The organism is Phenylobacterium aquaticum (assembly GCF_022695515.1).
Taxonomy (GTDB): Bacteria; Pseudomonadota; Alphaproteobacteria; order Caulobacterales; family Caulobacteraceae; genus Phenylobacterium; species Phenylobacterium aquaticum.
In genome coordinates this window covers 210,728-236,594 of record NZ_JALDPT010000001.1, presented here as the reverse complement: position 1 = coordinate 236,594, position 25,867 = coordinate 210,728, and the positions used below count along the sequence as shown (strand labels likewise).

Below are 25,867 nucleotides of genomic sequence, written 5' to 3'. Positions count from 1 at the left end.
GGAGCAAGGCCATGACGCCCTCCCCTCTCCTGCGCTACGCGCGGACGGACGCCGACGTCCCGGCGCCGGCGCAGCGCTTCAAGGACGGCGCGATGAGGGTCGCGCCGTTCAGCGACCTCGCCGCCTGGCTGGCTGAAATCGACCGCCAGGCGCGCCTCATGCGGCCCAGCCGCCGCCTCTATGAGCGCTTCAACCGGACCGCCCGCACGCTCACGTCCGGACGCGTCCGCGCCTGCGAGGATGGGGCTGCGATCGCCGATCTAGTCCGCCGATTGCGGACGGCCCGCTGTCCGGGGGGCCACGACCTCCACGGCCTGGACCGCGTGTGGTCGCGAGCCGAGCTCGGCGTGTTGATCACCGAGGCGGTCAACCGGCAGCGGCAGCTGGCGATGGGGCGGCTTGAGGCCAGGCCCAAAAGGCCGCGGCTGGACCCTCGCCGGCTTCCCGACGCCCGGCTGGAGCACCTGATCCAACATCACCGGGACCTGAGGCTGGTGGAGGCGCTGCGCGCCGAGCGGCGACGGCGTGACCTGGCGGGAGGTGGCCATGCGGCCTGACGACCCTTCCCGGTGCCTCACGGCCGATGCGGATTTCCGCTTCTATGTCGGTGTCCACCATCCGCGACTGGCCTGGCCGCTGACCCTGCGGGGATTTCGCGTGTGCGTTTCGGCCAATGTGCTGCGGGACCGACACGGCGATGCGCCGTTTCTCGGGTGTGATGAACCCTGGTTCCTGGACTCGGGCGCTTTCACCCAGGTCGCGCTGAGGGGCGGGTTCGAGCAGACCCCGGACGACTACGCGGCGATGATCCGACGCTTCGCTGGGACAGGGCTGATCGCGGCCTCGACCCAAGACTACATGTGCGAGCCGGTCGCCCTGCGGGCGACGGGCCTGACGATCCGACGCCATCAGGCGCTTACCATCGAACGGTTCGACGCCATCCGGGCGGCCGGAACCGCCGGCGTCCATCTTCTTCCCGTGCTGCAGGGGCGGACGCCAGACGACTATCGACGACACCTCGAGGGCTACGGTGATCGGATCGGCCGCGGCGCCTGGGTGGGGGTGGGCTCGCTCTGCAAGCGTCAGGGCGATCCGGAGGTGATCGCCGTCATCCTCGACGCCATCCTCCTCGATCGGCCCGACCTGCGGCTGCACGGGTTCGGCTGCAAGCGGACCTCGCTCTTGGAGCCGGCGGTGCGGTCCCGGTTGGCCACGGCCGACAGCATGGCCTGGTCCTATGCGGCGCGGTTCGAAGGTCGCGATCAGAATGCGTGGGACGAAGCCGGGCGCTTCGCCCTGGCGGTCGGCGGCCGCCCCGAAGCGGTCGAGCTCCTGGCCGCGCGCGCCGGGTGGCGGCGGGCGGTCGAGCGAGAGGGGGTGACGCCCAAGCGGGGTCTCGGGACGGCCCTTTGGCTCCAGTGACCTCGCCACCATCCGTCGTCCCCCACAAGGGACGCTGCGCTCAAAGCCCTTGTGGGGGCCGCCGCCTGTCGGCGCGGGGCGGTCACGAGCCGACGGGCTCGACCCTCCAACCCCCACTCAAGGGATCACCCCATGCCATTCTCGCCTTTGCCCCCCACCTCAGAGCGGCTGACGCACTACGAAGCCCAGACTCTCCTTCTCGAAGACGCCCGGACCCACCCGCCCGAACACGCCCTGCTCCAGCTCGGCCACGGCCTGATGAACGAAGTGCTCGACCTCGTCGGCGATTCCGCCCTGGAGGACTTCCAGACCCTGATCGCCGAGGCCCTGATCGGAGCCTTCCACTCCGCCGCCCAGCGCATCGAGCGCGACGCCGACAAGGCCCGCGACACCCTCAACGGCCTGATCCGGGACTTTGACGGATCGGAGATCCTCGACGTCGAAATCCAGGAAGCGACCCTGAAAGCCCGCACCGCGGACGTGGCGGTCCTCGCCCTGGAGATCATCCGCGACGCGGCCGCCGCCAGCTACACGACCTCGACGGGTGACGTCTGGAGCCCCTGGAAGGGCTCGGTGAAGGCGTCCCGCACCACGGCGGCGCAGATCGAAGCGCGCGACGCGATCCGGGCGAGCAAGGCGCGCAAGCATAGCGCGGCGTTCCCGGGCGCGACGATCGTGGCGTTCCGGGCGGCCCCTCAGGCCGACACGGCGGACGATGCTGGGCGGATCTTCGACGCGCTGAACTGGGCGCTGGCCCAATGGCCGGACATGGCTCTGGCGACCTCCGGCGCCAAGGGCGGCGAGAAGCTGGCGATCAAGTGGGCCAAGCAGAAGGGCGTGACCCTGGTCCTCGCGAAAGCCGATTTCGACCGCAACGGTCGGGCGGCGCCGTTCCGGGCCAATGACGAGATGCTGGACCTGGATCCGGTCTGCGTCCTGACCCTGGCCAACTCGATCAATCCGAGCCGCGGCGGCAGCTTGCAGCCCTTTGGACCGGCCTTGAACCTGGCGCAGAAGGCGGCGGAGAAGGGTATCCGGCACCATCCGGTGAAGGCCCGGGCCTGACGGCCCGATGCGGCGGCCGCGAGGCCGCCGCTACTCCCGTTTTTGCTGATCTTGGAGGGGCCGCGAGGGGAAGCCGGCTGGGATCGACAAGGTGGAGCCCCCTCCCCTGCCCTTGCAGACCGCGCGGGCTGACCGCGATCTCGAGGCGAACCTGGTCCGGGTCCGGCCGGGTCCAAGGCGACCTCGCACGCGAGGCGGGGTCGGCGGAGCCTCCGGTCTTCCTCCGCTTCGCTCCGTGCAGACCGGTATCCACCGCCCCCGGCCCTGGGCCCGTCCGTCTCCCCGTCCCCGCCGGTCGCACGATCGCGGGATGAGCCCGCCGGTCGAAGCGAGGACGAAGACGATGGCGAACATGGCGATGGCGCAGGCGGTTCTGGAGCACGCGCACCAATTCTACGATGTCGGCAGCTGGTACGTGGTGGCGGAGTGCTGGGACGTCTTCTCGGTGCTCGAAGAGCTCGACCAGCAGGAAGAGCGGACCAACACCCGGTTCGAGCTCGACGACGGCGCGATCTCCCATTTCGCGCAGATCATCGCGATGGATCCCACCCTTCACTGAGGCGTATGGGCGCGGGGCCCCTACCCCGCGCCCCGGCTTTCGGCGTGAACAGGCGCCGAACGGAATCGCAGGGCTAGAGGGCGGCCGTCCACGCGCCCCTATGTCTTGGAGTTGGTGATTCGTTCCGCCGCCGGCCCTATCCGGGCCGCGACGGAAGCGAATCAGCGGCGTAGGCGGCGCCGGTGACGGCCGCCCAGCTGACACCAAGCCCCGCCCGTCGAACCGGGCGGAGGGGGTGGCTACGATCCTCCTGGGGCGGGGTCAGCCGACGAAGGGATCAGCGGTTCCAGGCGGCGTTCGAGCCCTTCTAGAAAAGCGGGTCGCCGGCGTCGGAAATGGCGGTTGCGGCGGGATCGCCCCGGGGGGAACAAGCAGGCGCCGGACGGCGGCGGGCCGAGCCGGATGTGGCAAGGTCCAGGCGTCCGTATGCGGGGTCGTGGCGGCACTCGGGCCCGGGTGTCGAACAGCGGCGAACGCGGTGGCGAAACCTGGCCTGCTCGGGGTGGCGGTGCGTGCGGCTGGCGCCCGTGGGGGTCGGTCTGGAGCAGCATCCACTTCCATCCTCCAACGGGGGCGGCGCGGCGGCAGACGGTCCCGCGCGATCAATCACGCAAACCTAGGCCGGGTCGCTCGGGGTTGAAGCCGACCTCGCCAGCGAGGCGGCGGGCCCGGACCCTCCGGCCTTCCTTCGCTGCGCTGCGTGCAGGCCGGTTTCCAGGCCCGTCGGGCTTCATCCCCTCCCTTGTCCCCGTCCTTCGAGGTCGCGTGATCGCGGCAGGGACCGCGAGCCGCCCGGGCCCCTCCGGGCGGAAGACGGAGAAAGACGATGCTGAACCAAGTCCAACTGATCGGTTTCACCGGCGCCGAAGCCGAAGTGCGCACCACCCAAGGCGGCAAGAAGGTCGCCATCCTGCGGATCGCCACCAGCCGCTACACCAAGAAGGGCAACGAGAAGAAGGATTACACGACCTGGCATACGGTCGAGATCTGGAACCAGGCCACGGTCAACTGGCTCGCCTCCAAGCCACTCCCCAAGGGCGCGAAGGTGTTCGTCCAGGGCGAAATCCGCCACGACCAGTACACCGACAAGGATGGCGTCGACCGCTACTTCTCGAAGGTGGTGATCGCCGCGCCGGGCCACGAGCTGAAGTCCCTCGACCGGCCCGACTCCAACCCCGCCGAGGAGGGCTGACCGCCCTGCCCCGCCCGGTTCGCCGGGCGGGGCTTCGGCTTCGCCGATAAGGACGCCAGCGGCCGCATCGGCCGCTGGCTTTCTGTCTGCCTTCTTCATGTTTGATTTTGAAAAACGCCCGCTGCGTCCAGCAGCGGGATTTCTAGATTCCAAGGATTCTAATTCAGGGCGGCAGAAGCGATGAAGAAACAACCGGTTACGCCAATGTTCCTGACCGTTCGGGGGCGTCTTCCTGACCCGATGGGGGATTGATCCTGACTGGGTGGGGGCTTTGACCTGACCCGGCGGGGTCATCCTGACCGCTTGGGGGAGGCGCCCCCCAGGGCTGTTGTATCCTGACTTGCGAATTGATTCGAGGTCAGGAATGCTGGCCTAGATTTGGAGCACGGAGTCGCCGGCTGGTCGATGCGGCGCACATTGCGGATCGTGAGGACGGCGTTGAGGAGACGCCTGGCCGCGCCATGCGCGTGGCCCACGCCCTGCAGGCGCGTGATGGCGACGAGTTCGCCAAGCCCGGCAACCTGGTCGAGGTCCGCTTCGTCAAGGGCCAGTCGCTCAGTCTGACGGCCGCGCGCCTGTTGGCCCTGATGATCCTGACCGCGGGTGGCGACGCCTGGGAGCCTGTGGCGCACCGGATGCGCAAGGCCGACATCCGACGCGGCCACAAGGGCAACGAGCGGATCTCCGACATGCTGGAGGAGCTGCACCGCACCCTGTTCGCCGCCGACGACTTGTCGTGGCGGGGCCGCAAAGCCACCAAGCGCTTCTCGTTGATCCAGTCGTCGCGCGAGGAGGTCGACGAGGAGGGCTCGGAGGCCGGCTGGATCGAATGGGAGTTCACGCCGGACGCCCGTCGCCTGATCCGCGAGTCCGAGACCTACGCGGTGCTGAACCGCCAGGCCGTGCTAGGCTTCCGTTCCAGCTATGCGCTGCGGCTCTACGAGATGGGCGCGCTTCGGCTGTACCGGCGCCAGTCCGTCTGGCGCGGCGACATGACCGCCATCCGCGCGGCGTTCGGGATCGCGCCCGAGCTCTACAAGGACTTCGCCCAGCTCCGTCGCAAGGTGCTCGAGAAGGCCAAGGCCGAGATCGATCACCTGGCCCATTTCACCGTCGACTGGCGCGAGATCCGTCGCGGTCGCACGATCGTCGAGATCGAATTCACCTTCCATCCCAAGAGCGCGCCCGCCCAGCTCGTGGCGGCGGACGACGACAACGGCGATGGCGTCAGGCCCGTCGCGCTACGCGAGAGCGCCGCAAAGCCGATGGCGGCGCCCCCTGCCCTGCCCGCTCCGGCTCCGCGGTCCGCCGCCCACCCCAAGGCGAACGACACTGCCCTGCGGTTTCCTTCCGGGACCCTGCAGTACGGCGCCGAGCCCTTCGGCGAGATCGCGCGCGTCCATGGCGGCGGCTGGGCCCGCGACCTGATCGCCGACGCCTATCGCGAGCAGATGGACGCCCGCCTGACGAACCTCACGGGCGCCAAGTTGGTGAAGTCCTGGACCGGCTTCTGCCAGGCCTTTGCGGCCCGACGCGGCCGGCCCTAAAGGTGGAATTGCACCGGAGCAATTTCGCGCCCTGGGCCGTCCAATCCATCGAAGCGCCGACCCTCCGCGCTAGCGATCGGCGGCCAGCGGGCGGGAATGACACACAGCTAGACGTCGCCATAGTCCCGCGCGGGCTCCCCGCACTTGGCGACCCAACCCGCCGTCGAAGGGTGGCGGGCGGCCGTCGGTCGGCCAAATTGCACCGGTGCAATTTCGGCTCTTGGGATCAGGTGCGCTGAGGCGATGGACGGCTAGGATCGGAGAGGGGAGGGGCCTGGCGCTAGGCGGCGGCAGGTTCGGGCGGGCCCCCACCCGGTCAGGATGAGCAAATGTCCCGGCGCCGGACCCGTCCCGATCTCGCCCAGCGATCTCCCGGCGCCCGGGCCTTGATGGAACGGGAGCAATTGCACCGGTGCAATTTGCGCTCGGCCCCCTATTGCGGAGGCAAGAAAGCCCCCAATTGGTCAGGTTGGGTCTGGGCGAAAATCTGGAATCGGGATTTAGGTTGGTCGCGTAGCGTTAATGCGCTCTTAACAATGCGCTTATAGCGTCCAGGCGGCTCCACTTTCGCTTTTTGGGCGAGCGGGGTCGGTTTTTCGAAACCTGCCGAGAGGCTGTGAGGTCCCATGTCGAACGTCGCCGAAGCGCCCGCCCTCTCCCTCGCCGGGCCCATCTCGCAACTGGCGCGGCGCGCCTCGGCCGTCGTGGAGAATTTGCGCGACAGCGCGCGGGCCGCGCGCTCGGGCGAGCGCCGCGAGCCGATCTTCTCGATCAGCGAAGCCGCCGAGCTGGTCGGGCGCACGCCGGCGGCGATCCGCGACGCGGAGAAGGACGGCCGGCTTCCCGAGCCGCCCCGGACCGAGACCAATCGCCGGGTGGGCTACACCCTGGCCCAGGTGAACGACATGCGCGGCGTGTTCGGCACGCGCCCCTGGCGCAAGCCGGAGGATCCCTGCGCGGTCATTGCCGTGCAGAACTTCAAGGGCGGGGTCGGCAAGTCCACCCTGTCGGTCCACCTCGCCCAGTATCTGGCCATCCGGGGCTACCGTGTCGCGCTGATCGACTGCGACAGTCAGGCCTCCAGTACGACCCTGTTCGGCTATGTGCCGGACCTCGACCTGACCGAGGACCAGACGCTCTATCCGTACCTGCGCGAAGACGACATGCGCTCGCTGGACTACGCCCTGCTCGACACCCACTTCGACGGGCTGAAACTCATTCCCGCCAACCTGCGCCTGTTCCAATCCGAGTATGAGCTGGCGGCGCGGATGGCCCGTGGCGGCGGCCGGCTGCTCGACCGGCTCGCCCAGGGCATCGCGTCGATCGCCGACCAGTTCGACATGATCATTCTCGATCCGCCGCCCGCGCTGGGGGCGATCTCGCTGTCGGTTCTGCGGGCCGCTAACGCGCTCGTGATCCCGGTGCCGCCGACGGTGATGGACTTCTCCTCGACCGCAGCATTTCTGGCCATGCTCGACGAGACGCTAACCCAGCTGGCGTCGCGCGACCTCGCGCCCGACCTCAACTTCGTCCGCATCGTCGCCTCCAAGGTCGACGAGAACAAGTCGATGCAGAAGGAGCTTCTGGCGCTCATGCGGCAGGTCTTCGGCTTGGCGATGATCCGCACGCCCATGAAGGATTCCGCCGAGATCGACAACGTCACGGCGCGCCTGATGACCGTCTATGAGGTCAACGGCCCGATGACCAGCAAGGCGGTGCGCGACCGCTGCCTGACCTACCTCAACGGGGTCAACGAAGAGATCCTCCTCGACGTCCGGCAGACTTGGCCGAGCCACGTCGAGCGGCTCCGCAAGGAGGGCCACGCATGAGCCGCCAAGACGCAAATTGCACCGGTGCAATTCCGACAGAAAGGGGGGGCCGATGAGCTCCAAAAACCGCTCCTTCACCGCCGGATTGATGGACGCGCTCGACGAGACCGCGCCCCAGCCGGAGGCGCCGACCCGCATGGCCATCGGCGTTCTAGCCGGCCGCGAAAACCGGATGGCAGAGCTGGCTTCCGGCGCGGTTGTGGGCCGGGCCGTCGAGCAGGTAGACCCGGCCCGCTGCCGGCTGTGGAGCGAGCACAATCGCGACTACGCCAAGCTGGACGAGACGCGCTGCGCCGACCTGATCGAGAGCTTCAAGGCCCAGGGCCGCCAGGAAGTCCCGGCGATCGTCCGCCGCGTCCGCGGTGTTCCTGACATCGATTTCGAAGTCATCTGCGGCGCCCGCCGGCACTGGACCGTGACCTGGCTTCGCGCCCACAACTACACGGAGTTCCGCTTCCTCGTGGAGGTGCGCGAGCTCACCGACGAGGAAGCGTTCCGCATCTCCGATCTGGAGAACCGGGCCCGCGAAGACCTCAGCGATATGGAGCGGGCGAAGGACTATCTGAGGGCCCTCGATCGTCACTACAGCGGTCGCCAGAAGGACATGGCCGGACGCATCAACAAGTCAGAGGCGTGGCTCAGCCGCTACCTCGACCTCGCCCGGTTGCCCGAGGACCTGGTGGCGGCGTTCGACGACCCGCACGAGCTGAAGATCAAGCACGTCACGCAGCTGAAGCCGCTGCTCAAGCCCGACGACCGCGAGCGGCGGGTGTTGGCGGAAGCCATCGCCATCGCCAAAGGAAGAGGGGAGGGACCCCCCTCAAGCCCCAGGACGTCATCCGTCGCCTGGCGGCGGCGGCCGACCCCCCCAAGAGGTCAGGATCCCCCAAGAAGTCAGGCCAGACGTCGGCCGAGGTCGTCTCGTCGCCGACCGGTCAGCCGCTGTTTCGCGTCGAGCCCAAGGGCAAGAAGGAGGTCAACGTCACCCTCCTCCTGCAGGCGGGGGGGAGCCGGGCGGACGCCGAACGCGCACTCACGGATTTGCTCGCCCGGGTCTGGCTCAACACCGCCGGCGCGGAACCAGCCTAGTTCCGGTTATCGCAAGAAGGTTACAGGTTATATATAGCTTTCTTCACATTTGGAGAACTAGAAGCTTCCATGCCTCGGCAGCGATCAGCCCCGTTCTTCAGCGACGCCCCGGTCTTCGACCGCGCCGACTACGCGCGCGCGGTTGGCCGGGCGCCGAGCGACAAGGTGGTGAGCAGCATGCTGGCCCAACACCTGAAGGCCGGCAACATCCGCCGCATCGCCCGCGGCGTGTTCGCCTCCGTCCCCAAGCACGCCAACGCCGAGACCTGGTCGGTCGACCGCTTCCTCGCGGCCTCCCGGCTGCGGCCGGGCGGCGTCATCGCCTATCACTCCGCGCTCGAGCTCCAGGGCTATGCCTATTCGGAGAGCTTCGACCTACAGGTCGTGGCGCCGGGGCAGCCCGCGGTGCTGGCCGCCGAAGGGTTCACCTGCCGGTTCATCAAGGCGCCGGCGCCCTATGGCGAGGCCGACCTGACCAGGGTCGATCGCCTTGGCCAGTCGGTGCCGGTGACCACCCTCGAATGCACCGTCGCGGACCTGTTCGACCGGCCGGATCTCGCCGGCGATACCGACGAACTGATCAGCTCGCTCGACCTGATTGGCCGGCTCGACTTCGATCGACTCATCAACCGCCTCGCGGCCTTGCGCAACGCCACGGCGGCCGGCGCGGCGGGCTGGTGGCTGGAGCGCCGCCGCGACCAGCTCGGTGTCTCCGCTGACGCCTTGGACCGACTGCAAGCCCTGGCGCCCAAACAGAACCGCTACGCCTTGGGCGCCGTCTCTGGCGCCGGCCGGCTGGCGCCTAGGTGGCGGGTGATCCTGCCCGGAACCGTGCTCGACCCGGCCTTTGAAGGCTTGGCGTGACGGCGCATGCCGGGCTCTAGAGTGGCCGGCTGACAGCGTTGCGGCGCCCTCGTGCCCACAATCGCCGGGCATGGGTCACACCGTGGCCGCAAGCCCTGCCGAGCCTTCGGCTCGTTTTGGCTGCACCGGTCCCGCTCCATGTTCCTACCCTCTTCAGCCCCGCGTTGGACTCCGTTGGCCGGCGTGCTGGCGGCGGGCGTAGCGCTGATGGGCGGGCTGTCGTTGGCGACGGCCGGCGGGGCTCGGCCGCTCCTTCTGTGGAACCGCACGGCGAGCGAACCTGAGGGGCTCTATGTGCGCGCCGCAGGGCCGGTATCGGTCGGCGCGCTGATCGCTTTTCCCGCGCCGTCCGCCGCCTTTCCCTACGCTGACGGCCGCATGGGCTACCTCCGCCGCGTGCCGGTCCTAAAGCACGTCGCCGCCGTTTCCGGCGATCAGGTCTGCACCGCGAATAACAGGCTGGAAATCAACGGTCGCGTGAGGGCGCCGATCCTTCGCCAAGACCGTCGAGGCGCGGCCTTGCCGCGCTGGGAGGGCTGCCGCCGCCTTCGCGACGGCGAGGTGTTCGTCTTCTCCGATCGCATCCCCAACAGTTTCGACAGCCGCTACTTCGGGCCTGTGGACCGCGCCGAGATCGTCGGCGTCTTTCGGCCGCTGGCCCTTCCTTTCGCCACTCCTGGAGACCGCTGATGGACCCGGCCGCCCTGGCGGGACTGTGCCTGCTGCTCGCGCGCGGACAGACCGCTCAACCCTTGCCGGCTGGCGTCAATTGTCCGCCGCCGGCGCCGTCGCGCGCGGCGCCGCCCGGCCCTTCGGCACGCGGCGGGCTCGCCCCGCTGGTCGCCGGCCAGGAGGCGCGGGAGGCCATCACCCGGGTTGCCTTCGCCGAGGCCGGAAACCAGGGTGATAGCGGGCTGGCGGCCGTCGTCTACACGATCCTGAATCGGGCCCAGGACGGCCGTTGGGGCGCCAGCGTGGAGGCGGTTGTCAACGCCCGCGGCCAGTTTGAGCCGGTGACGCGGGCCGGCGGCGACTGGCGTCGCCTGCCGCCGTCCACGGTGGCTCAGCGGGCGCGGATCGACACCATCCTCAACCTCGCGCTTGAAGGCCGGCTGCCTGACCTGACGAACGGCGCGCGCTACTTCCAGAACCCGCAGATCGTTGCCGAACGCGCGACGCGCGGCGAGGTCTCAGAGGGCCTCGTCGACTTCGGCGGGACGGGCCCGTCCGCCGTGATCGGCGCGCATAGTTTCTATGTCGACGTGCGGTCAACCGGGGGCAGGGGGCCTCGCATATCCGCGTCCTCTTCCGCACCTCGTGGATCCTCGCCTTCCGCCTGGCAGGCGGCCGGCGGGCCGATCTTCGTCGGTGACAACCGTGCCGCGCGCGCGGCCGACCCGGCCCCAGCGCCAGTCACGAATGGGGCAGGCGACGGGGCTGTGCGCGCGACAAAAGTGACGGACCCGGGCCGCGCGATCTTCGTGGTCGGGCCGGGCCTGGCGGCCGGTCTAGACCAATGATCACGCCGCGCGCCACGCTTGGTCGAGGTCAGCGTAATCGGGGTCGAGTTCGCTCGGAACGAGGGCGTCGTCGGCTTCCTGCGCGAGGGCTGTTTCGGCCATCAGATCGAAGTCTGGAAGGCGGTCTCCCACGGCCTGAAGCGCGCTTTCCGCGTCTTCGTCGAGATCACCGCCGGGCCGCAGAGGCAGGGGTACATTGCCCAGCAACTCGCGCACCGTCAGACGGTCGCGGACCCGCTCAACCCGACGATCCAGGATGTCGACGAGCCGAGCCAGAAGCTCGTCATCCCCGGCAAAATGCGCGTCGCCCGCTTCCGCCAGCAGGGCGCCCCCTATGATGATTTTGCCGCGTGTCTCGCGTCTGCGTTTGTTGATGGACCACAGGGCTTCGAGCCGCTCAACGCGCGCCTTCAGGACATGGAATCGCTTGGCGTCGTCCTCGATATCTTCGAGCGGGGTGACGTGCCGCTGCTTGTGGATTCCGTCCTGTCCGGCTTCCCGCAGCGCTGTCTCCAACTCCTCGAGCCGTTCCATGAGGGCGGCTTCTTCATCGGTCCGCTTCGCCCGTTCGCGGTCGCTTGAACGGGCGGCCCAGAGCTCCCGTTTGCGGGCGAGCTGGGCGGGCGAACGGGGCTTGTACTTGGAGGGACGGGCGTTCCTGCGGCGCTTGTCGACCTTGGCCATGATGTGGCCTTTCGATGATGAAAAAGCACAAACCGGCGTAATGCTGCCATCAAAGTGCAAATCGGTCTATGCCGTGGTTCATCGTATTTCGTCACAATGGCGCAGTTACGGGTTGGATGTGCTGCGCCCACCAACCCTGCGGTCAGGCCCCGCCCGACACCCTCAAGGCCCCTCGTCGCTCCGCGCCGACGGATTCCTTGAGCCAAGGGCGCAGCCCTTAGCGATCCCGGCAGGGGCCAGAGCAGGGGAGGGCGCATGGCCCAGTACCGACTAGAGGTCCAAACCATCCAGAGGTCGGCCGGCCGGTCCGCCGTCGCGGCCGCCGCCTATCGTTCGGGCGACCGTTTGGTCGACGAGCGCCTCGCCATGGAGTTCGACTTCGGCGCCAAGGGCGATATCGAGTTCGCGGCGGTGATGGCGCCGGCCGAAGCGCCGGCGGCCTTCAGCGACCGGCAGACCCTGTGGAACGCGGCTGAAGAGGCCGAACGGCGGAAAGACGCTGTGCCCGCCAGGGAGCTGTTGGTGTCGCTGCCGCATGAGCTCGATTTCGAGCAGCGCCGGGCCCTGGTTCAGGCCTTCGTCGCCGAGCAACTGGTGGCGCGCGGGATGATCGCCGACGTCGCGATGCACCGGCCCGGCCAGGCGGGTGATGAGCGCAATTTTCACGCCCATATTCTCGTCACGACGCGGTCGGTGACGCCCGAAGGCTTCGGCAAGAAACCGGCCGAATGGTGGAGTCCGAAGGCGCTTCGGGAATGGCGCTCCGCGTGGGCGGATATCCAGAACGAACATCTGCGTCGGCACCTTGGACCCGACGCCCCGCAGGTCTCGCATTTGTCGTTGGCCGAGCAGGGTTCCGACCGCGAGCCGGGCGTGCATCTGGGACCCACGGCCAGCGCGCTCGAACGCAAGGACATCGCCTCGGAACGGGGTCAGCAGAACCGGGACACCGAGGCTCACAACCGAAAACGCAAGGAGCTTCGGACCGACTTCCAGGCGACCGCCGACCGGCTGGTGCGCGAGGCGCCGGTGATCGCCGTGCCGGTCGCGAAACTGACGACCGAGGCCGAGCAGGTCCGCGCCCGCATGGTGGCGGAGCGCGATCGCTGGGCGGCCGAGCGCGTGGCGCTGACCTTGCCGAAGATCGACAGCGTGCGGGCCGTAGAACGTGAGCTTCTGCAGCCGGCCCGGACCACGCTCGCGACGGCGAAACTTCGCCTGCGTCAGACCGAACAGCGGGTCACCCAGGTGCGTCATCGGCGTCTGGCCCTGGTGCAGTGGATCCGCAACCCGGCGCGGATGATTTGGGCCAAACACGCGGAGCTGAACGCCATCTCGCGGGTGCGCGCAGAGATGAGACGGGCCGAGATCGCGGTCCAGGTGCGGACCGCCTGGATCGCCTCGCCCGCGGGTCAGGCCTATGTGTCCGGCCGACGCGGCCCGCAGCTGGAACAGGCCGGTGATGTGGCCCGTCAGCGGCGGACGCTCGAGCGCAAGATCAAGCGGATCGACAAGCGGATCGAGGGCGCGACGCGGGCCTACAACGATCTGCGCGTCGCCCAGGCCCTCGGCCAAAAAGAGCTGCAGGTCCCATCCCGATTGCCGGACGAGACCCGGTTCATCCGTGAGGTCGGCGGTCCCGCTCGCGCCGCATTGATGCGCTATCCGGCGCAGGCCCGGGCGCTGGCCGTGGAGCGGGTCAACCGCTCGATGGGCCAGACGCTTGGCCGCGGCGTCATACCGGGTCGGTGAGCGGCACATGAGCACATCGCAGCGCCTCGTCCTCGTGCTTCCCGTCGCCGTTCTGGCGATCCTGTTGGGCCTGTGCTGGGCGACCCAGCAGGCGGCGCAGGGACTGCATTATGCGGCCGCGCTAGGGGCAGGCTGGGCGGATATCGGTCCGGTTCGCCTCTATCGCCCGTGGGCCTTCGTCGAGTGGTATCTCGCTCTGCAGCCGCGCTATCCGCGCCTGTTCGACGGCGCCGGCCTGGCAGGACTTGCCGTGGCCTTGGCGCCGATTCTTTTGGTCGCGTTGGCCACGCGCGGCTCGGCCCGCGAACCCAAGGCCTTTGGGCTCGATGCCTGGGCGGATCTGGCGGACGTCGCGCGGGCGAAGTTGTTCGGGCCGGGCGGCCAGATCCGGGGGCGTGTGCTGGGGCGGTTCAAGGGCCGCTACCTGACCTACGGCGGGCCCGAGCACGCGATCATCGTCGGCGCCTCGCGCAGCGGGAAGGGCGCGGGCCATGTGGTGCCAACCCTGGTCGCGTGGCCCGAGAGCGCCTTCGTCTATGACCGCAAGGGCGAGCTTTGGCACATCACCGCCGATCATCGGAAGACCTTCAGCCACGTCTTCTACTTCGCCCCCACCGATCCCAATACGGCGCGCTGGAACCCCCTGTTCGAGGTCCGCAAGGGCCCGATGGAAATCGCCGACATCCAGAACGTCGTCGGCATCCTGGTCGACCCGCTGGGCCGCAAGGCCGGGGACCTCAATTTCTGGGATCAGAGCGCCACGGACTTCTTCACGGCGGTGATCCTGCACGTGCTCTACAGCGAGCCCGACGAGCGCAAGAATCTCGCCCAGGTTCGCCGGCTGCTGATCGACATCGAGCCGACGCTGCACGCCATGCTGCACACCCAGCACCGGCATCGGCCGGACTATCACGCGGCCGACGGCCTGGTGCGCGACGACGACCACGCGCCGATTCCCGAGATCCATCCCGAGGTGCGGCTAGGGGCGACGGCGCTCGCCGGCATGGACGAGCGGGTGAAGTCGAACGTGTTGGCCACCTGCCGGGCCTCGCTGTCGCTGTGGGCCGATCCCCTGGTGGAATACGCTACCAGCTGGTCCGACTTCTCGATCGGCGACCTGGTCTGCGCCGAGGCGCCGGTGACCTTCTACCTAATCACGCCCCAGGCCCATGCGGACCGTCTGGCCTTCCTGGTACGGGTGTTCATCCGCCAGAGTGTGAACAGCCTGATGGAGCACGAGCACTATGACAGCCGCCGGCGGCGCAAGCGTCATCGGCTGCTGCTGCTGCTCGACGAGTTTCCCAAGCTGGGCAGCCTGCCGTTCCTGGAGAACGCGATGGGCGAGATGGCCGGCTACGGGATTACCGCCCACCTGGTCTGCCAGAGCTTCAACGACGTGTTCTCCAAGTACGGTGACAAAACGCCGTTATTCGACAACATGCACATCACCGCGACCTTCGCGACGTCGGAGCCGACGAGCATCGAGAAGGTTACGCGCCGCGCCGGCAAGGCGCTGGAGATGCGGGAGAGCTACAGCGACCCGCGCAGCCTGTTCGGGCGGGCGCACCGGTCGACTTCGCAGTCGGAGCAGCAGCGCTACATCCTGTCGGAGGAGGACGTGCGGGGCCTCGACGACCGCAAGCAGTTCCTGTTCGTCAACAACACCAAGCCGATCCTGGCGGACAAGATCCGCTACTACGAGGAGCCGTTCTTCAAGGCACGGACCGGCGACTATTTCCACGGCGTGCCGGCGGCCTACGAACAGCGGCCGGGCGCCGCGGACCTGCCCGGGCCCGCCAGCATCGATTGGCGCGGCGTCAGGGCCGTCTGTGCGCCGCCTGAGGCCTTCGCTGGGGTCCGCGTGCCCAAGCCCCGTTATAGCGCCGCTGAGGACCCTCCAGAGGCGCCGGGCGCGCCCCATGCGGTGTCGGCCGCCGACTATCTCACCCTGGCGCCTGTCGCGACTCTACGGGCCGATGACGACGACGGCAGCCTTTGATCCCTCCTAGTCTTGCGAGCGCCCCATGACCGAACGCCATCCTGTTGTTCTGGACCGCAAGGTCGCCGCACTCCGCCAGGCCATGGGGCCGGTCATCGCCCAGGCTCTGGCCGATCGCCTGGTGGTGGAGGTGATGGTCAATCCGGACGGCAAGATCTGGATCGATCGGATCGGGGAGGGGCGCTCGTGGACGGGCCAGCACCTGGCGGCGGCCGACGCCGACCGCATCCTGCGGCTGCTCGCCGACCATACGGGCGAGGTGGTGACCCGCGACCGGCCCCGGGTGAGCGCGACCCTGCCGGAGACCGGCGAGCGGTTCCAGGGCGCCTTCATGCCGGTCGTGGCGCGACCGGCCTTTGCGATCCGCAAGCGGCCCGAGGTGGTGTTCACCCTCGACGACTATGTCGAGGGCGGCATGATGAGCGCCGCACAGGCCGAGATCATCCGGGCCGCGGCCGTGGCGCGCGAGAACCTGCTGATCGTCGGCGGCACGGGGTCAGGCAAGACCACGCTGGCCAACGCTATCCTCGCGGAGCCAGCTTTTGCCGGAGATCGGGTGGTGTTGATCGAGGATACAGCCGAGCTGCAATGCTCGGCGGCCGACCAAATCCAGATGCTGACCAAGCGCACCGAGCCTGCGGTGACCATGACCGATCTGGTGCGTGACACCCTGCGCCTTCGGCCAGACCGCATCGTCATTGGCGAGGTCCGTGACGGCTCGGCGCTGGATTTGTTGAAGGCCTGGAATACGGGCCATCCTGGCGGTTTAGCCACCCTGCACGCCAACAGCGCGGCGGAGGGCCTCAGCCGGCTTGAGGACCTGATTGGCGAAGTGACCCAGCGCATTCCTCACCGCGCCATCGGACAGGCGATCGACCTGGTCATCCATATCGCGCGCACGCCAGGCGGGCGCCGGGTCTCTGACATTGTGAGAGTGACGGGGTGGGGGGAGGGCGGATACCAACTGCAGCCCGCTTGATCTGGCGCGGCGCCGTCGACTCGGCGTGATGCGACAAGCCGCAGCTGTCGTGCGACCTTGCCGCTCGATCCTGACTGGTATTGGTGATCCAGCACCATGACTTCACTCACCCAACCGCTACGCCGCGCCGTGATGCTGGTTGCGCTTCTGAATCTTGCCTATTTCGGCGTCGAGTTCACCGTGGCTCTCAAGATCGGCTCGGTTTCACTCTTGGCCGATAGTGTCGATTTTCTTGAGGACGCGGCGGTCAACCTGTTGATCTTCGCGGCCCTGGGATGGAGCGGCAGGCGGCGCGCTCAGGTTGGTATGGCGCTGGCCGCCATCCTGCTGATTCCGGCGCTGGCGTTCCTGTGGGCCGTCTGGCGGAAATTCGCGGCGCCGGCGGCGCCCGAGGCCCTGTCGCTGACACTGACCGGGCTAGGCGCGCTAGGGATCAACCTGATCTGCGCCTTCACCCTGGCGCGGTTTCGCGAACACAGCGGCAGCCTGACCAGGGCGGCGTTCCTGTCGGCTCGCAACGACGCTCTTGCCAACGTCGCGATCATCGGCGCGGGGATTGCGACGGCGTTCACCCATTCCCTCTGGCCGGACCTGATCGTTGGCCTGGGCATTGCTCTGATGAACCTCGACGCCGCGCGGGAGGTCTGGACCGCCGCGCGGAGTGAACACGTCGCCGCCAAGGAGGGGGCTGCATGACCCATGATGGCCTCGGAGCGGATGACAGGGACGCGATCCTCAACAAGGGGTGCTTCTGCGTCACCTTGAACAGCGCGCGCCTGCTGACCGCGATCCAGGCGGAGGCGCCCGATCCGGACCTGGCGGGCGCTCTGCTCGCCGCCCGCCCGCATCTTTTCGCAGCCATGCCGGTCTTCCTGGCGGAGCATGACCTCAAGGCCATGCTTGACGTGGTGGCCGCGGTTGAGGCGGCCGGCGAGGACCCTGCTTACCAAGCCGTGGTGCTAGCCTGGGCGCCGGCGATCACGCGACATGACTTCGGGCCGCGCGGGGTCTTCATGGGCTATGATTTTCATCTTGGAGCCGATGGCCCCAAGCTGATCGAGGTCAACACCAACGCCGGCGGCGCCTTCCTGAACGCCTTCTTGGCCCGCGCCCAGGGCGCATGCTGCCGTGAAGCGGAGGACGCGATGCGGGCCGCGCCGATGGCGGAGTTCGACGCCGCGGTCTGGTTGATGTTCCTGGCGGAGTGGTCGTCGCAGGGGCGGACGGGCCAGCCGCGCACCATCGCCATCGTCGATGACAGACCGCGAGAGCAGTATCTCTATCCTGAATTCCTGCTGGCGCAGCGGTTCTTCGAGCGCCACGGCGTCACGGCATGGATCGCGGATCCGGGGGAGCTTCGCTTTGTCGACGGGCTGTTGCGGCACGAGGGCGAGGCGGTCGACCTCGTTTACAATCGCCTGGTCGACTTCTCGCTCGATGCTGCCGGGCATGAAGGGCTGCGCGATGCCTATCTCGCGGGTGCGGTTGTGCTGACGCCGGGCCCTCGAAATCACGCGCTCTATGCCGACAAGCGGAACCTAACCCTGTTGTCCGACCCGGTGGCCGCTAGCACCTTTGGGCTGACGCCCGACAAGCGGCAGAGCCTTTCGGCCGTCCCCAGCACAGTGATGGTGACGGCCGCGAACGCGGACGAGCTGTGGTCGACGCGTAAGCGCTACTTCTTCAAGCCGGCGGGCGGCCATGGCGGTAAGGCAGTCTACCGGGGCGACAAGATGACCCGCGGCGTCTGGGAGGCGGTTCAGCAAGGCGGCTACATCGCCCAGGAGCTGGCCGCGCCGAGCGAACGGCGGATCCGGATCGACGGCGAGATCAAGGCGCTCAAGCTCGACGTGCGCCTCTACACCTACAAGGGGTTGCCGCTGCTGACGGCGGCGCGGGTCTATCAAGGCCAGACCACGAACTTCAGGACGCCCGGCGGCGGTTTCGCGCCGGTCTTCGTCACCTGAACTGGGACGGCGTCACAGCTTGGGCGCCCAACTGGCGATCTCGGCTAGGATGTCGTCGAAAGCCGGTTGGCCGCGGAAATAGAGGGCGCTCGAGGCGGCGTAGGCGCTCTGGAGTTTTTGGCGAACCTCTGGGTCGCTGAGGACGAAAGCTTCGTTCTTGGCGATGATCGGGTTGTCGGCCTTGGGGAAGCGCTTGGCCTTGTGGTCGAGGTAGGCCGGCGTGCCGGCGAAGGCTTGGGCGGCTGGGTCCTGTAGCAGGCAATAGACGTCGTAATAGTGGCGCATGAAGTTGGGCGGGAAGACGCCGGTCTCTTGCTGCTGGCGGAACTTGGTCGAGATGGCCTGCAGCTTCTCCACGAGAGTGTGGCCGGGGTGGTAGCAGGCGACGGCCAGGGCGCGGTTGTCGAGAAGCTCGACCCGGCTGGCGGCGTAGTCATAGGCCCAGGAGCTGATATCGCGCGCCTGGTTGGGGGCGACGTCGTCGAAGCCGACCTCTAAGAGGACCCCGTCCTTCAGGCCTTCGACCGAGCCGTTGATGCTGTCATAGGCGAGGCGGATGCCGGCGCTGCGGTATTGCCGCTCGTCGTCGAAGGCGGGGTCGCGTTCAACCACGGTGATCCCGTCGATGACGATGGTCTGCGCCAGGCGGTCGTAGAAGTCCTTGCGGCTCTGGACGTGGGCGGGCTTGTCGTGGTTACGGCCGGACATCACCGGCGGATCGGCCGGCGGTTCGATGCGGATGTCGATATCTTCCGAGAACCGGCTGATCAGCCCATAGCCCTTGGACAGTGAGGTGCCGCCCTTCAGCTCGAAGGTGAGCCCGAGCTGCTGCAGGCCATAGAGGCTCTGCATGATCCAATAGTCCTTCTCGACCAGGGCCGGGGCGATGCCCTCGCTGTCGGCGACGATCCGAATCAGATCGGCGAACTGGGGGTGCTTGTGCAGCAGGTCAGGCGGCATCCTGCGCCCCGACCTCGGCCAGGGCGCGGGCGAAGAACTTCTTGGCCCGTTCGGAGCCGTAGGTTTGGGCGGCTTTCTTCACGCGCGTCCGGTCGCTGGCGGCCAGGCGCGTTTTGACCCGCTCGAGCACCTCGTCGGCGCTCTCGCCCAGCTGGTCGAGGTTGTTGACCAGGTCGACCAGCAGAAATTCCCGGGTGAGCTTCTTCGGGAAGGCCGGCTTCATGCGGAAGTCGTAGGTGCGTCCGCCCAGGGCGAACTTGCCGTGGCGCTTGTGGTTATAGACCACGGTCTTGTTGTGCAGTTGGGTGGTGCCGACGCCGAGGGCGTTATAGGCGTTCGGCGAAGCCAGCAGGAACGGGCCGCCCTTCAGGAAGGTCGACACCAGGGTGTCGACCTGCGGCGGCGCCTTGCCGAAGGCGGTCTGCTTGGGCGCATAGTAGAGTCCGCCCGCGAGTTTTGTGAGGGCGCCCGCCTGCAGGGCTTCCTTGAGATGGCGGTCGACCGCCGTCGACCACTGGACCAGGTCCGCCCGCCGGTAGGTCTGTCCGGGGCGGAGCTTGGCCTTGAACTGGTCGAACTTGCTCATGGCTCCAACTTAGGCCTCCGCCGTCAGTTTGCAAGGAATATCATTAAAAATCCATGCAAAGGTAATCCGGCAGGGCCGCCGGGTTCGACGAGGGCGTGACTGCGGCTTCGCAGGGTCGGGGGCCGAGCTTGGTGTTGTCAGAGTCAGGTGGCTGGCGGCGGCGGGACTTGAACCCGCGACCTCCCCGCCCATACTAGGGGTGCGACCCACCTAGACTGTCGAAAACGGGGGCTCTATCCGGCTGAGCTACGCCGCCATGGGGCCTCCTATTCGCTGGCCTTGACCAGCTGGAGCTTGGGCTTCTTACGGGCGATGCGGTCTTTCTCCGCCTCGTCCCGTTTCTCCCGTTCGGCAACCTTTTCCTGGGCGTAGGGCAGGGCGGCGTCGATCAGGCCTTCGAAGCTGTAAAGATTGGTGTCGCTGCCGAAACGGGTCTTGCGCCGTTCCGTCCGGGTCAGCAGGCCGATCGCCTGGAGGGAGGCCACGCGCTTTTGCACCGTCCGGGGCTTGATGCCGATCGCCTTGGCGATGGTCGCGACTGACGGGCAGGGCAGGTTGTCGGCATGCCACCAGTAGTTCGACAGATGCAGGATGATGTTCATGTCGATGGCGTCGAGACCCAGGGCCTCCTGCTTTTCGATGATGATGCTGGGGATGGCGTTCCATCCCGCGGCCATCAACGGCTTGGTCCATTTGGCTTCGTTCTTCCGGAGTGCTTCGGCTTCGGCGGGTTTGATAGCGGTGTTGGTCATGGCGGAAACTCGTGATCTGTTGTGGCGAATATCCGCCCTCGCCGCTCCGACTACAATGGCTGCGGCGGTGTAAGGGGGTGTATATAGGGACGCCCCCGGGCGAATCCAAGGACGGGGAGCGGGTGCGCCCAGGTGCAGGGATGGGGCGCCGCGAGGTTCACCCAAAATAGGACGTTCGGTAATCAGGACGAAGGCATCGAGGACCAACGGCTCAGAGCAACAAGGACAACAAACCCCGGGTACCCCGGTACACCCGGTCCCGCTCTAAAAACGGCTTTGGCATCGAAATACCGGGCAGGGGGAAAGCCTTCCCCTGCGGCCGAGCCTGAGATCTCGCCCGACCCCTTCGAGCGGGAACACCCCGCAACGCCCCGGAAAACGGAGAGTGGCCGGCGGGCGTGCTCGGTCCCGCCGCGTTCGCGGCTCCTACGGGTCCGCCCCTAACGGGCGCCTTCAGGCGCCGCCGGCCACTCGACGGCGCGTCCCGCCATGGCCGTTGGCCAGGCTCCTTGCGGCCTTCATTTTTGATGGGGTCACACGAGACGCGCTAGTCCTCACCCCAATTCTTGAGCGCTTCGCCTTCTGGTAACGGCTGGCCCAAGAGATCGACCCAAGCCGCGTGTTGACGGCTCCAACTCACGGCGACCAGACGCGCTCCGCCGTCGAACCTGAACCAGCCGCGGATCACGCGGCCGTCCTTCGGCGCCGTCTCGGCAGGATGCGGCGCGATCACAGGGTCACGGCGCGCCAGCTCATTCCTAGACCTCTTCCCCTTCCGCCTCGACGGCCACAGAGGCGGCGCCGCCCAGTGCCTCGTAACGTCGAGCCGATAGCCACTGCAGTCGTTTGGCCTGGGTCAGCAGGACACGCCGCAGGCCGCCTTGCACCTTGCGCTCGGAAATAACCTGGGCGAGCCGCGAGAGGATCAGGGAGCGGCGAGCGATGCGGAAGTCCGGGTGTGCGCGCAGCTCGAAGACGCGGTCCGAGACGATGCGAGCCCGGAAGGACGGCGGCGCCTCCACGGCGAGGTCACCGGGCGGCGGGTCCTTTTCGTTGAGGATGGCCTTGAACTGCGAGCCCTGGACAGCGCGGTCGGTGATCAGTCGCTCGAGCGCATCGAGGTGCTGCCGGGCGGCCAGATCGGACCGGTTCGAATCCTGAAACTGGGGGAGGGGCCAGACCTCAATCTCGAAGACCTCAAAGGGGTCGAGCACGGACATGGCCACGGCGTCTGTGCGCTGGTTGGTCAGATGGCGGCGGATGCGGGTGCGCAGGCGCTCGTTGGTCTGGCCGACATAGATCGGCTCGCCGTCGTAATCGAAGAAGGCGTACACGCCCCATTTGTAGTTGCCCACGAAGGGGCGGGTCCCGGCAGGATCCTCAAAGGGGCTGTCGAGGAAGCGGCTGAGGTTCTGCCGCAGATCCTCGGTCTCGAACGGCGGGATGTTGACCGCGTCTGGGTCGCGCCTGAAGAACTCGGTCACGCGACCGCTCGCGCCTCGGCCGCCTCCGACAGAAGTGGTTCGAACACGTGCTTGGCCAGGTGGCGCACGACATCGACCACCACACCGTCCCCGGTCAGGTGGTAGGCCTCGTTGTAGTTCTTCGGCAGCTTGTAGTCGTCCGGCAGACCCATCAGCCGAGCGGTCTCCCGCGCCGAGATCAGGCGGGAGCGGATCTGCTTGCCGTCGATGACCAGGATCACCTGGCGGCTTGAGCCACCGCCGGGGGTCCGAAGGCAGCCCGACACATCGTCAAACCTTACCTCCGCGCGCTGCACCTTCACGCCGCGCTCATCGAGGCGGGTGCGGTTGTAGACGCCGCCGACCATGCGGCGGCCGGCGCGCACGGCGGCGGCGACCTTGGCCTTGTTGACCGGCGACATCTTGGCCAGCAGGCGCTCGGTCTCGGCGGGCGTATGCCAAGTGACGCTGGTTGGGTGCTCTTCAATCTCGTCGGCCAGGGTGCGCATCCGGTGACCGGGCGTGGGCACGTTCCACCACAGCATGTTGGCGCGCACGGTCTTAGGCAGCGCATCGACCGCGCGGCGGATAGCCCGGGTGTGGAAGGGGTCGAGCGGCTCGGGCGACAGCAGGGCCGGGTCGATCGCCATGTCCTCGCGGACGCCAATGACGAAGAGGCGCGGCCGCGACTGCGGCACGAACAGATCGGCGTTGATCACCAAAGCGCCGCAGCGGTAGCCACCCTCGGCGAACGTCCGGCAGATCGCTTCGAAATCCTTGCCGCTGTGTGAGGTGAGAGTGCCGCAGACATTCTCCAGGGCGATGAGCCTTGGGGCCCGGGCCTCAGCCTTGAGCGCTCGAACCACGTCCCAGAACGGATAGAAGGTCCCGGACCGCTCGCCCTTCAGCCCGGCGCCGACTCCGGCCAGCGACAGGTCCTGGCAGGGGAAGGAGCCCCACATCAGGTCAGCGACACCCGGCAGATCGGCGGGCGTGATGGCCCGAATGTCAGCCACCTTCAGCTCGTCCGCGCCGAAGTTGGCCTGGTAGGTCAGGCCTTTCTTGAAGTCGAAATCGTTGGCGAACAGGCAGGTCCAGTCAGGGCCCAGGCCCGTTCGGGCCATGCCGCCGCCGGCGAAGAACTCGTAGAACTCAGCCATGCGCGCGACGCTCCGCGTTATGCGCAGCGCTCTGCGGTTCGCGCACCAGCTTCTCCTGCACGGCCTCGGCGATCCAGGTGTTGCGCGAGACGTTGCCGGGCCGCGCGGCGCAGGCAGCGTCGATGCTGGCGAAGGTCTCGGCTGTGAGCCGCAGGTTGATGCGGTCCAGGCTGCGGACGGTGGCGGTCTTCGAATCAAAATCCATGGAGCCACGTTGGCGCCTGCGTGGCGCCACGTCGAGCGGTGTTTCTTGTTTGTTCTGCGCGGTATCGAAGCTGGTGCAGGGTGAACGGGGGTTTGCGCCCGCCAAGATTATCCATGCCGACATGGTCCCCTCGTCGCGTTCGCGGTGAGCGCAAGAGCTTCGGCGCTGGCGAAGAAGCGGCGATGTGTAAACGCTCGGCGGGTCACCGTGGCAAAGACGCACAAGCTGGACAGTTGTGATGACGAATGTTTAGCTTTCGTCTTTCCGGACGATGTGGGTAAGCGCTTCGCCGCCCCTTGAGGGACCGGTGAGGCTTCATGATGACTGCGCCGGCCGAAACGCTTTTTCTCAGCGACCAGGAGACGGCAGTCGATCTCCTTTATTATGAGGCGGTGGCGCGCACTGTGGTGCGGTTGATCCGTCAGAGCGCGAGCGTGCCGGTCACCATCGGCGTCCACGGGGACTGGGGCGCCGGCAAGTCGAGCGTCCTTAAAATGACGGCCCAGGCCTTCGAGGGCGAGAAGCGGGTCGTGACCCTTTGGTTCAACGGCTGGGTATTCGAAGGCTTCCAGGACGCCAAGACCGTCGTCATTGAGACGCTGGTCGCAGAATTGCGGCGGGCGCGTCCGACATCCACCAAGGTCGCCGAGGCGGCGAAAAAGGTATTGAAGCGGGTCGACTGGCTGAAGGTGGCCCAGAAGGCTGGCGGCCTAGCGTTCACGGCCGCGACAGGTGTCCCGTCGCCCGACCTTTTGAAGAGCCTCTATGACGGCCTCTCGGGATTGGCCGCCAACCCCGGACAGGTGCTAACCGCGGAGAACCTGAAGGCGCTGACCGAGCAGGCCGGTGGCCTGTTGAAGGCGGCGGAGACGTCTTCGGATACGGTCCCGGATCAGATGCACGCCTTCCGCGAGGAATTCGATGCGCTGTTGGACGCCGCCGACATCGATCAGCTGGTGGTGCTGATCGACGATCTCGACCGGTGTCTGCCCGAAACCGCGATCTCGACGCTCGAAGCGATCCGGCTCTTCCTGTTCGTCCCGCGCACCGCCTTCGTCATCGCCGCCGATGAGGCGATGATCGAATATTCCGTGCGTCGCCACTTCCCCGACCTGCCGGCCAGTTCCGGGCCGATGACCTATGCCCGCAACTATCTCGAAAAGCTGATCCAGGTCCCATTCCGCATTCCCGCCCTCGGCTTGGCCGAGACACGAGCCTACGTCACCTTGCTATTGACGCAGCGCGCCCTGGGGGAGGAGGCGGCGCCGTTCAAGGCGCTGCTGGCCGCAGCGCGCGAGGACCTGCGGCGGCCGTGGGCCAGCCGTGGCCTCGACCGCAAGGCGGTCCAGACGGCCCTCTCTGGCGTGATCCCCAAGCCGGTCGAGGAGGCCTTGCGCATCAGCGCGCAGGTGACGCGGCTCCTGACCGACGGGACGCGGGGTAATCCGCGCCAGATCAAGCGCTTCCTCAATTCGATGGCGCTGCGCCAGGCGATCGCCGACGAGCGGGGCTTCGGCGATGAGATCGAACTGCCCGTGCTCGCCAAGGTCATGCTCGCCGAGCGGTTCGCGCCGGACCTCTACGAGCAGCTCTCCCGCCTGGCGGCGACGGCGGCGAACGGCAAGGTCCCCGCGCTCGCCGTGCTTGAAGCCGCATCCCCGGAGGGCGAAGCCGCCAACCCCTCGCGGAAAGCGAAGACCAGCACGACGGCGGCGGCGCCCGAGCTCGAAGACTGGCTGAAGAGTGATTGGGCCAAGGGCTGGGCGACGATCGAGCCGGCGCTCGCTGACGTGGACCTGCGGCCTTATGTGTTCGTGACCCGCGACAAGCGCAGCTTCTTTGCCGGCGTGATCGCCGCTGATCACCTCGAAGCTCTCGTGGAGCGTCTGAGCGGCTCCGCCATGGCCGCTCGATCGGCCGAAGGGGAGGTGGGGCGCCTGAACGATGCGGAGGCCGAACAGGTATTCGACGCGCTTCAATCGCGGATTCTATCGGCCGACAAACTAACGAGCGCACCGGCGGGCGTGTCGGGACTGGCCCTTCTCGCGCGTCTGCGTCCCGCCCTGCAGCGGCGGCTTCTCGGTTTCCTGCAGGGCCTTCCCGTTGACACCGTCGGCGGTTGGGCGGTCACCAGCTGGGGCGGCGCGTTCGTTGAGCCCGCGATCGTCAGCGAATTCGCCAGCCTACAGCAGACCTGGGCTACAAGCGCGACCAGCGCCGGTCTCAAGGCGGCGGCGGTGGCTTCGTCGAAACTCAAACGGGCCACCTGATGG

Annotated in this window: 24 protein-coding genes and 1 tRNA gene; 17 read left to right on the top strand and 8 right to left on the bottom strand. The window is 67.7% G+C overall.

Annotation, left to right across the window (positions count from 1 at the left end; translation table 11 throughout):
* Positions 1-11: 11 nt before the first annotated feature.
* From MQH10_RS01060 to MQH10_RS01010, 11 genes are all read left to right on the top strand, one after another.
* Positions 12-557 (top strand): hypothetical protein, encoded by a 546-nt coding sequence (locus MQH10_RS01060; RefSeq protein ID WP_242562219.1) that lies wholly within the window; start codon positions 12-14, stop codon positions 555-557.
* On the top strand, positions 547-1,422 hold the full coding sequence (locus MQH10_RS01055; protein ID WP_242562218.1) for a deazapurine DNA modification protein DpdA family protein: 876 nt from the start codon (positions 547-549) through the stop codon (positions 1,420-1,422). Before MQH10_RS01060 ends, MQH10_RS01055 begins: the two co-directional genes overlap by 11 nt.
* Before the next feature lie 132 nt (positions 1,423-1,554).
* Positions 1,555-2,487: a DUF2493 domain-containing protein gene (locus tag MQH10_RS01050; protein WP_242562217.1), complete on the top strand. Its 933-nt coding sequence runs from the start codon at positions 1,555-1,557 to the stop codon at positions 2,485-2,487.
* A gap of 310 nt (positions 2,488-2,797) precedes the next feature.
* The gene (locus MQH10_RS01045) at positions 2,798-3,046 is read left to right on the top strand and encodes a hypothetical protein (protein WP_242562216.1); all 249 of its coding nucleotides are present in this window, start codon (positions 2,798-2,800) and stop codon (positions 3,044-3,046) included.
* An 826-nt stretch (positions 3,047-3,872) separates the two neighbouring features.
* Positions 3,873-4,238 (top strand): single-stranded DNA-binding protein, encoded by a 366-nt coding sequence (locus MQH10_RS01040; RefSeq protein ID WP_242562215.1) that lies wholly within the window; start codon positions 3,873-3,875, stop codon positions 4,236-4,238.
* Positions 4,239-4,699: 461 nt separating this feature from the next.
* Positions 4,700-5,785, top strand: coding sequence for a replication initiation protein (locus MQH10_RS01035; protein WP_242562214.1), 1,086 nt, complete (start codon positions 4,700-4,702; stop codon positions 5,783-5,785).
* A gap of 626 nt (positions 5,786-6,411) precedes the next feature.
* Positions 6,412-7,614: an AAA family ATPase gene (locus MQH10_RS01030; protein WP_242562213.1), complete on the top strand. Its 1,203-nt coding sequence runs from the start codon at positions 6,412-6,414 to the stop codon at positions 7,612-7,614.
* Between the two features lie 88 nt (positions 7,615-7,702).
* Complete coding sequence (locus tag MQH10_RS01025) at positions 7,703-8,740, top strand: ParB/RepB/Spo0J family partition protein (RefSeq protein WP_242562212.1); 1,038 nt, start codon at positions 7,703-7,705, stop codon at positions 8,738-8,740.
* A 32-nt stretch (positions 8,741-8,772) separates the two neighbouring features.
* Positions 8,773-9,567 (top strand): type IV toxin-antitoxin system AbiEi family antitoxin domain-containing protein, encoded by a 795-nt coding sequence (locus MQH10_RS01020; RefSeq protein ID WP_242562211.1) that lies wholly within the window; start codon positions 8,773-8,775, stop codon positions 9,565-9,567.
* A 183-nt stretch (positions 9,568-9,750) separates the two neighbouring features.
* The gene (locus MQH10_RS01015) at positions 9,751-10,257 is read left to right on the top strand and encodes a S26 family signal peptidase (RefSeq protein ID WP_242562370.1); all 507 of its coding nucleotides are present in this window, start codon (positions 9,751-9,753) and stop codon (positions 10,255-10,257) included.
* Positions 10,257-11,087, top strand: a complete 831-nt coding sequence (locus MQH10_RS01010; RefSeq protein WP_242562210.1) for a cell wall hydrolase — start codon at positions 10,257-10,259, stop codon at positions 11,085-11,087. The genes MQH10_RS01015 and MQH10_RS01010 overlap by 1 nt, the downstream gene beginning before the upstream one ends.
* Here MQH10_RS01010 and MQH10_RS01005 read toward each other — a convergent pair whose 3' ends face one another.
* Complete coding sequence (locus MQH10_RS01005; RefSeq protein ID WP_242562209.1) at positions 11,088-11,771, bottom strand: hypothetical protein; 684 nt, start codon at positions 11,769-11,771, stop codon at positions 11,088-11,090. It abuts the gene before it with no gap.
* Positions 11,772-12,026: 255 nt separating this feature from the next.
* On the opposite strand from MQH10_RS01005, the gene mobQ reads away from it, so the two are divergent.
* The 5 genes from mobQ to MQH10_RS00980 all read left to right on the top strand — a co-directional run bounded on the left by mobQ (position 12,027) and on the right by MQH10_RS00980 (position 18,468).
* On the top strand, positions 12,027-13,523 hold the full coding sequence (gene mobQ / locus MQH10_RS01000; RefSeq protein ID WP_242562208.1) for a MobQ family relaxase: 1,497 nt from the start codon (positions 12,027-12,029) through the stop codon (positions 13,521-13,523).
* Between the two features lie 7 nt (positions 13,524-13,530).
* The gene (locus tag MQH10_RS00995; protein ID WP_242562207.1) at positions 13,531-15,522 is read left to right on the top strand and encodes a type IV secretory system conjugative DNA transfer family protein; all 1,992 of its coding nucleotides are present in this window, start codon (positions 13,531-13,533) and stop codon (positions 15,520-15,522) included.
* 25 nt (positions 15,523-15,547) lie between these two features.
* Positions 15,548-16,501, top strand: a complete 954-nt coding sequence (gene trbB / locus MQH10_RS00990) for a P-type conjugative transfer ATPase TrbB (RefSeq protein ID WP_242562206.1) — start codon at positions 15,548-15,550, stop codon at positions 16,499-16,501.
* A 96-nt stretch (positions 16,502-16,597) separates the two neighbouring features.
* The gene (locus tag MQH10_RS00985) at positions 16,598-17,197 is read left to right on the top strand and encodes a cation efflux transmembrane domain-containing protein (RefSeq protein WP_242562205.1); all 600 of its coding nucleotides are present in this window, start codon (positions 16,598-16,600) and stop codon (positions 17,195-17,197) included.
* Positions 17,194-18,468, top strand: a complete 1,275-nt coding sequence (locus tag MQH10_RS00980) for a hypothetical protein (RefSeq protein ID WP_242562204.1) — start codon at positions 17,194-17,196, stop codon at positions 18,466-18,468. The genes MQH10_RS00985 and MQH10_RS00980 overlap by 4 nt, the downstream gene beginning before the upstream one ends.
* Before the next feature lie 12 nt (positions 18,469-18,480).
* Here the strand turns inward: MQH10_RS00980 and MQH10_RS00975 are convergent, their stop codons facing one another.
* From MQH10_RS00975 to MQH10_RS00945, 7 genes are all read right to left on the bottom strand, one after another.
* Entirely contained in the window at positions 18,481-19,428 is a 948-nt protein-coding gene (locus tag MQH10_RS00975) for a nucleotidyl transferase AbiEii/AbiGii toxin family protein (protein WP_242562203.1), read from the bottom strand.
* Positions 19,418-20,014 carry a hypothetical protein gene (locus tag MQH10_RS00970; RefSeq protein ID WP_242562202.1) on the bottom strand — a complete coding sequence of 199 codons (597 nt, stop codon included), beginning with the start codon at positions 20,012-20,014 and terminating at the stop codon, positions 19,418-19,420. Before MQH10_RS00970 ends, MQH10_RS00975 begins: the two co-directional genes overlap by 11 nt.
* A 152-nt stretch (positions 20,015-20,166) precedes the next feature.
* Positions 20,167-20,270: transfer RNA gene (locus MQH10_RS00965), tRNA-Thr, on the bottom strand.
* Positions 20,271-20,280: 10 nt separating this feature from the next.
* Positions 20,281-20,766, bottom strand: a complete 486-nt coding sequence (locus MQH10_RS00960) for a helix-turn-helix domain-containing protein (RefSeq protein WP_242562201.1) — start codon at positions 20,764-20,766, stop codon at positions 20,281-20,283.
* A gap of 758 nt (positions 20,767-21,524) precedes the next feature.
* A complete protein-coding gene (locus MQH10_RS00955; protein ID WP_242562200.1) occupies positions 21,525-22,250 on the bottom strand; it encodes a GIY-YIG nuclease family protein in 726 nt (241 codons plus the stop codon).
* A complete protein-coding gene (locus tag MQH10_RS00950; protein ID WP_242562199.1) occupies positions 22,247-23,389 on the bottom strand; it encodes a DNA cytosine methyltransferase in 1,143 nt (380 codons plus the stop codon). The genes MQH10_RS00955 and MQH10_RS00950 overlap by 4 nt, the downstream gene beginning before the upstream one ends.
* Positions 23,382-23,717 carry a hypothetical protein gene (locus MQH10_RS00945; protein ID WP_242562198.1) on the bottom strand — a complete coding sequence of 112 codons (336 nt, stop codon included), beginning with the start codon at positions 23,715-23,717 and terminating at the stop codon, positions 23,382-23,384. The genes MQH10_RS00950 and MQH10_RS00945 overlap by 8 nt, the downstream gene beginning before the upstream one ends.
* Positions 23,718-23,911: 194 nt before the next feature.
* On the opposite strand from MQH10_RS00945, the gene qatA reads away from it, so the two are divergent.
* On the top strand, positions 23,912-25,864 hold the full coding sequence (gene qatA, locus MQH10_RS00940) for a Qat anti-phage system ATPase QatA (protein ID WP_242562197.1): 1,953 nt from the start codon (positions 23,912-23,914) through the stop codon (positions 25,862-25,864).
* Positions 25,865-25,867: the final 3 nt, after the last annotated feature.

Coding starts and splice junctions, on each gene's coding strand:
- MQH10_RS01025 (WP_242562212.1), top strand. CDS start 7,703: ATGGACGCGCTCGACGAGACCGCGCCCCAGCCGGAGGCGCCGACCCGC.
- MQH10_RS00980 (WP_242562204.1), top strand. CDS start 17,194: ATGACCCATGATGGCCTCGGAGCGGATGACAGGGACGCGATCCTCAAC.
- MQH10_RS00985 (WP_242562205.1), top strand. CDS start 16,598: ATGACTTCACTCACCCAACCGCTACGCCGCGCCGTGATGCTGGTTGCG.
- MQH10_RS00975 (WP_242562203.1), bottom strand. CDS start 19,428: ATGCCGCCTGACCTGCTGCACAAGCACCCCCAGTTCGCCGATCTGATT.
- mobQ (WP_242562208.1), top strand. CDS start 12,027: ATGGCCCAGTACCGACTAGAGGTCCAAACCATCCAGAGGTCGGCCGGC.
- MQH10_RS01055 (WP_242562218.1), top strand. CDS start 547: ATGCGGCCTGACGACCCTTCCCGGTGCCTCACGGCCGATGCGGATTTC.
- MQH10_RS00960 (WP_242562201.1), bottom strand. CDS start 20,766: ATGACCAACACCGCTATCAAACCCGCCGAAGCCGAAGCACTCCGGAAG.
- MQH10_RS01005 (WP_242562209.1), bottom strand. CDS start 11,771: ATGGCCAAGGTCGACAAGCGCCGCAGGAACGCCCGTCCCTCCAAGTAC.
- MQH10_RS01060 (WP_242562219.1), top strand. CDS start 12: ATGACGCCCTCCCCTCTCCTGCGCTACGCGCGGACGGACGCCGACGTC.
- trbB (WP_242562206.1), top strand. CDS start 15,548: ATGACCGAACGCCATCCTGTTGTTCTGGACCGCAAGGTCGCCGCACTC.
- MQH10_RS01020 (WP_242562211.1), top strand. CDS start 8,773: ATGCCTCGGCAGCGATCAGCCCCGTTCTTCAGCGACGCCCCGGTCTTC.
- MQH10_RS01045 (WP_242562216.1), top strand. CDS start 2,798: ATGAGCCCGCCGGTCGAAGCGAGGACGAAGACGATGGCGAACATGGCG.
- MQH10_RS01010 (WP_242562210.1), top strand. CDS start 10,257: ATGGACCCGGCCGCCCTGGCGGGACTGTGCCTGCTGCTCGCGCGCGGA.
- qatA (WP_242562197.1), top strand. CDS start 23,912: ATGATGACTGCGCCGGCCGAAACGCTTTTTCTCAGCGACCAGGAGACG.
- MQH10_RS01030 (WP_242562213.1), top strand. CDS start 6,412: ATGTCGAACGTCGCCGAAGCGCCCGCCCTCTCCCTCGCCGGGCCCATC.
- MQH10_RS00950 (WP_242562199.1), bottom strand. CDS start 23,389: ATGGCTGAGTTCTACGAGTTCTTCGCCGGCGGCGGCATGGCCCGAACG.
- MQH10_RS01040 (WP_242562215.1), top strand. CDS start 3,873: ATGCTGAACCAAGTCCAACTGATCGGTTTCACCGGCGCCGAAGCCGAA.
- MQH10_RS01050 (WP_242562217.1), top strand. CDS start 1,555: ATGCCATTCTCGCCTTTGCCCCCCACCTCAGAGCGGCTGACGCACTAC.
- MQH10_RS00970 (WP_242562202.1), bottom strand. CDS start 20,014: ATGAGCAAGTTCGACCAGTTCAAGGCCAAGCTCCGCCCCGGACAGACC.
- MQH10_RS00995 (WP_242562207.1), top strand. CDS start 13,531: ATGAGCACATCGCAGCGCCTCGTCCTCGTGCTTCCCGTCGCCGTTCTG.
- MQH10_RS01035 (WP_242562214.1), top strand. CDS start 4,700: ATGCGCGTGGCCCACGCCCTGCAGGCGCGTGATGGCGACGAGTTCGCC.
- MQH10_RS00945 (WP_242562198.1), bottom strand. CDS start 23,717: ATGTCGGCATGGATAATCTTGGCGGGCGCAAACCCCCGTTCACCCTGC.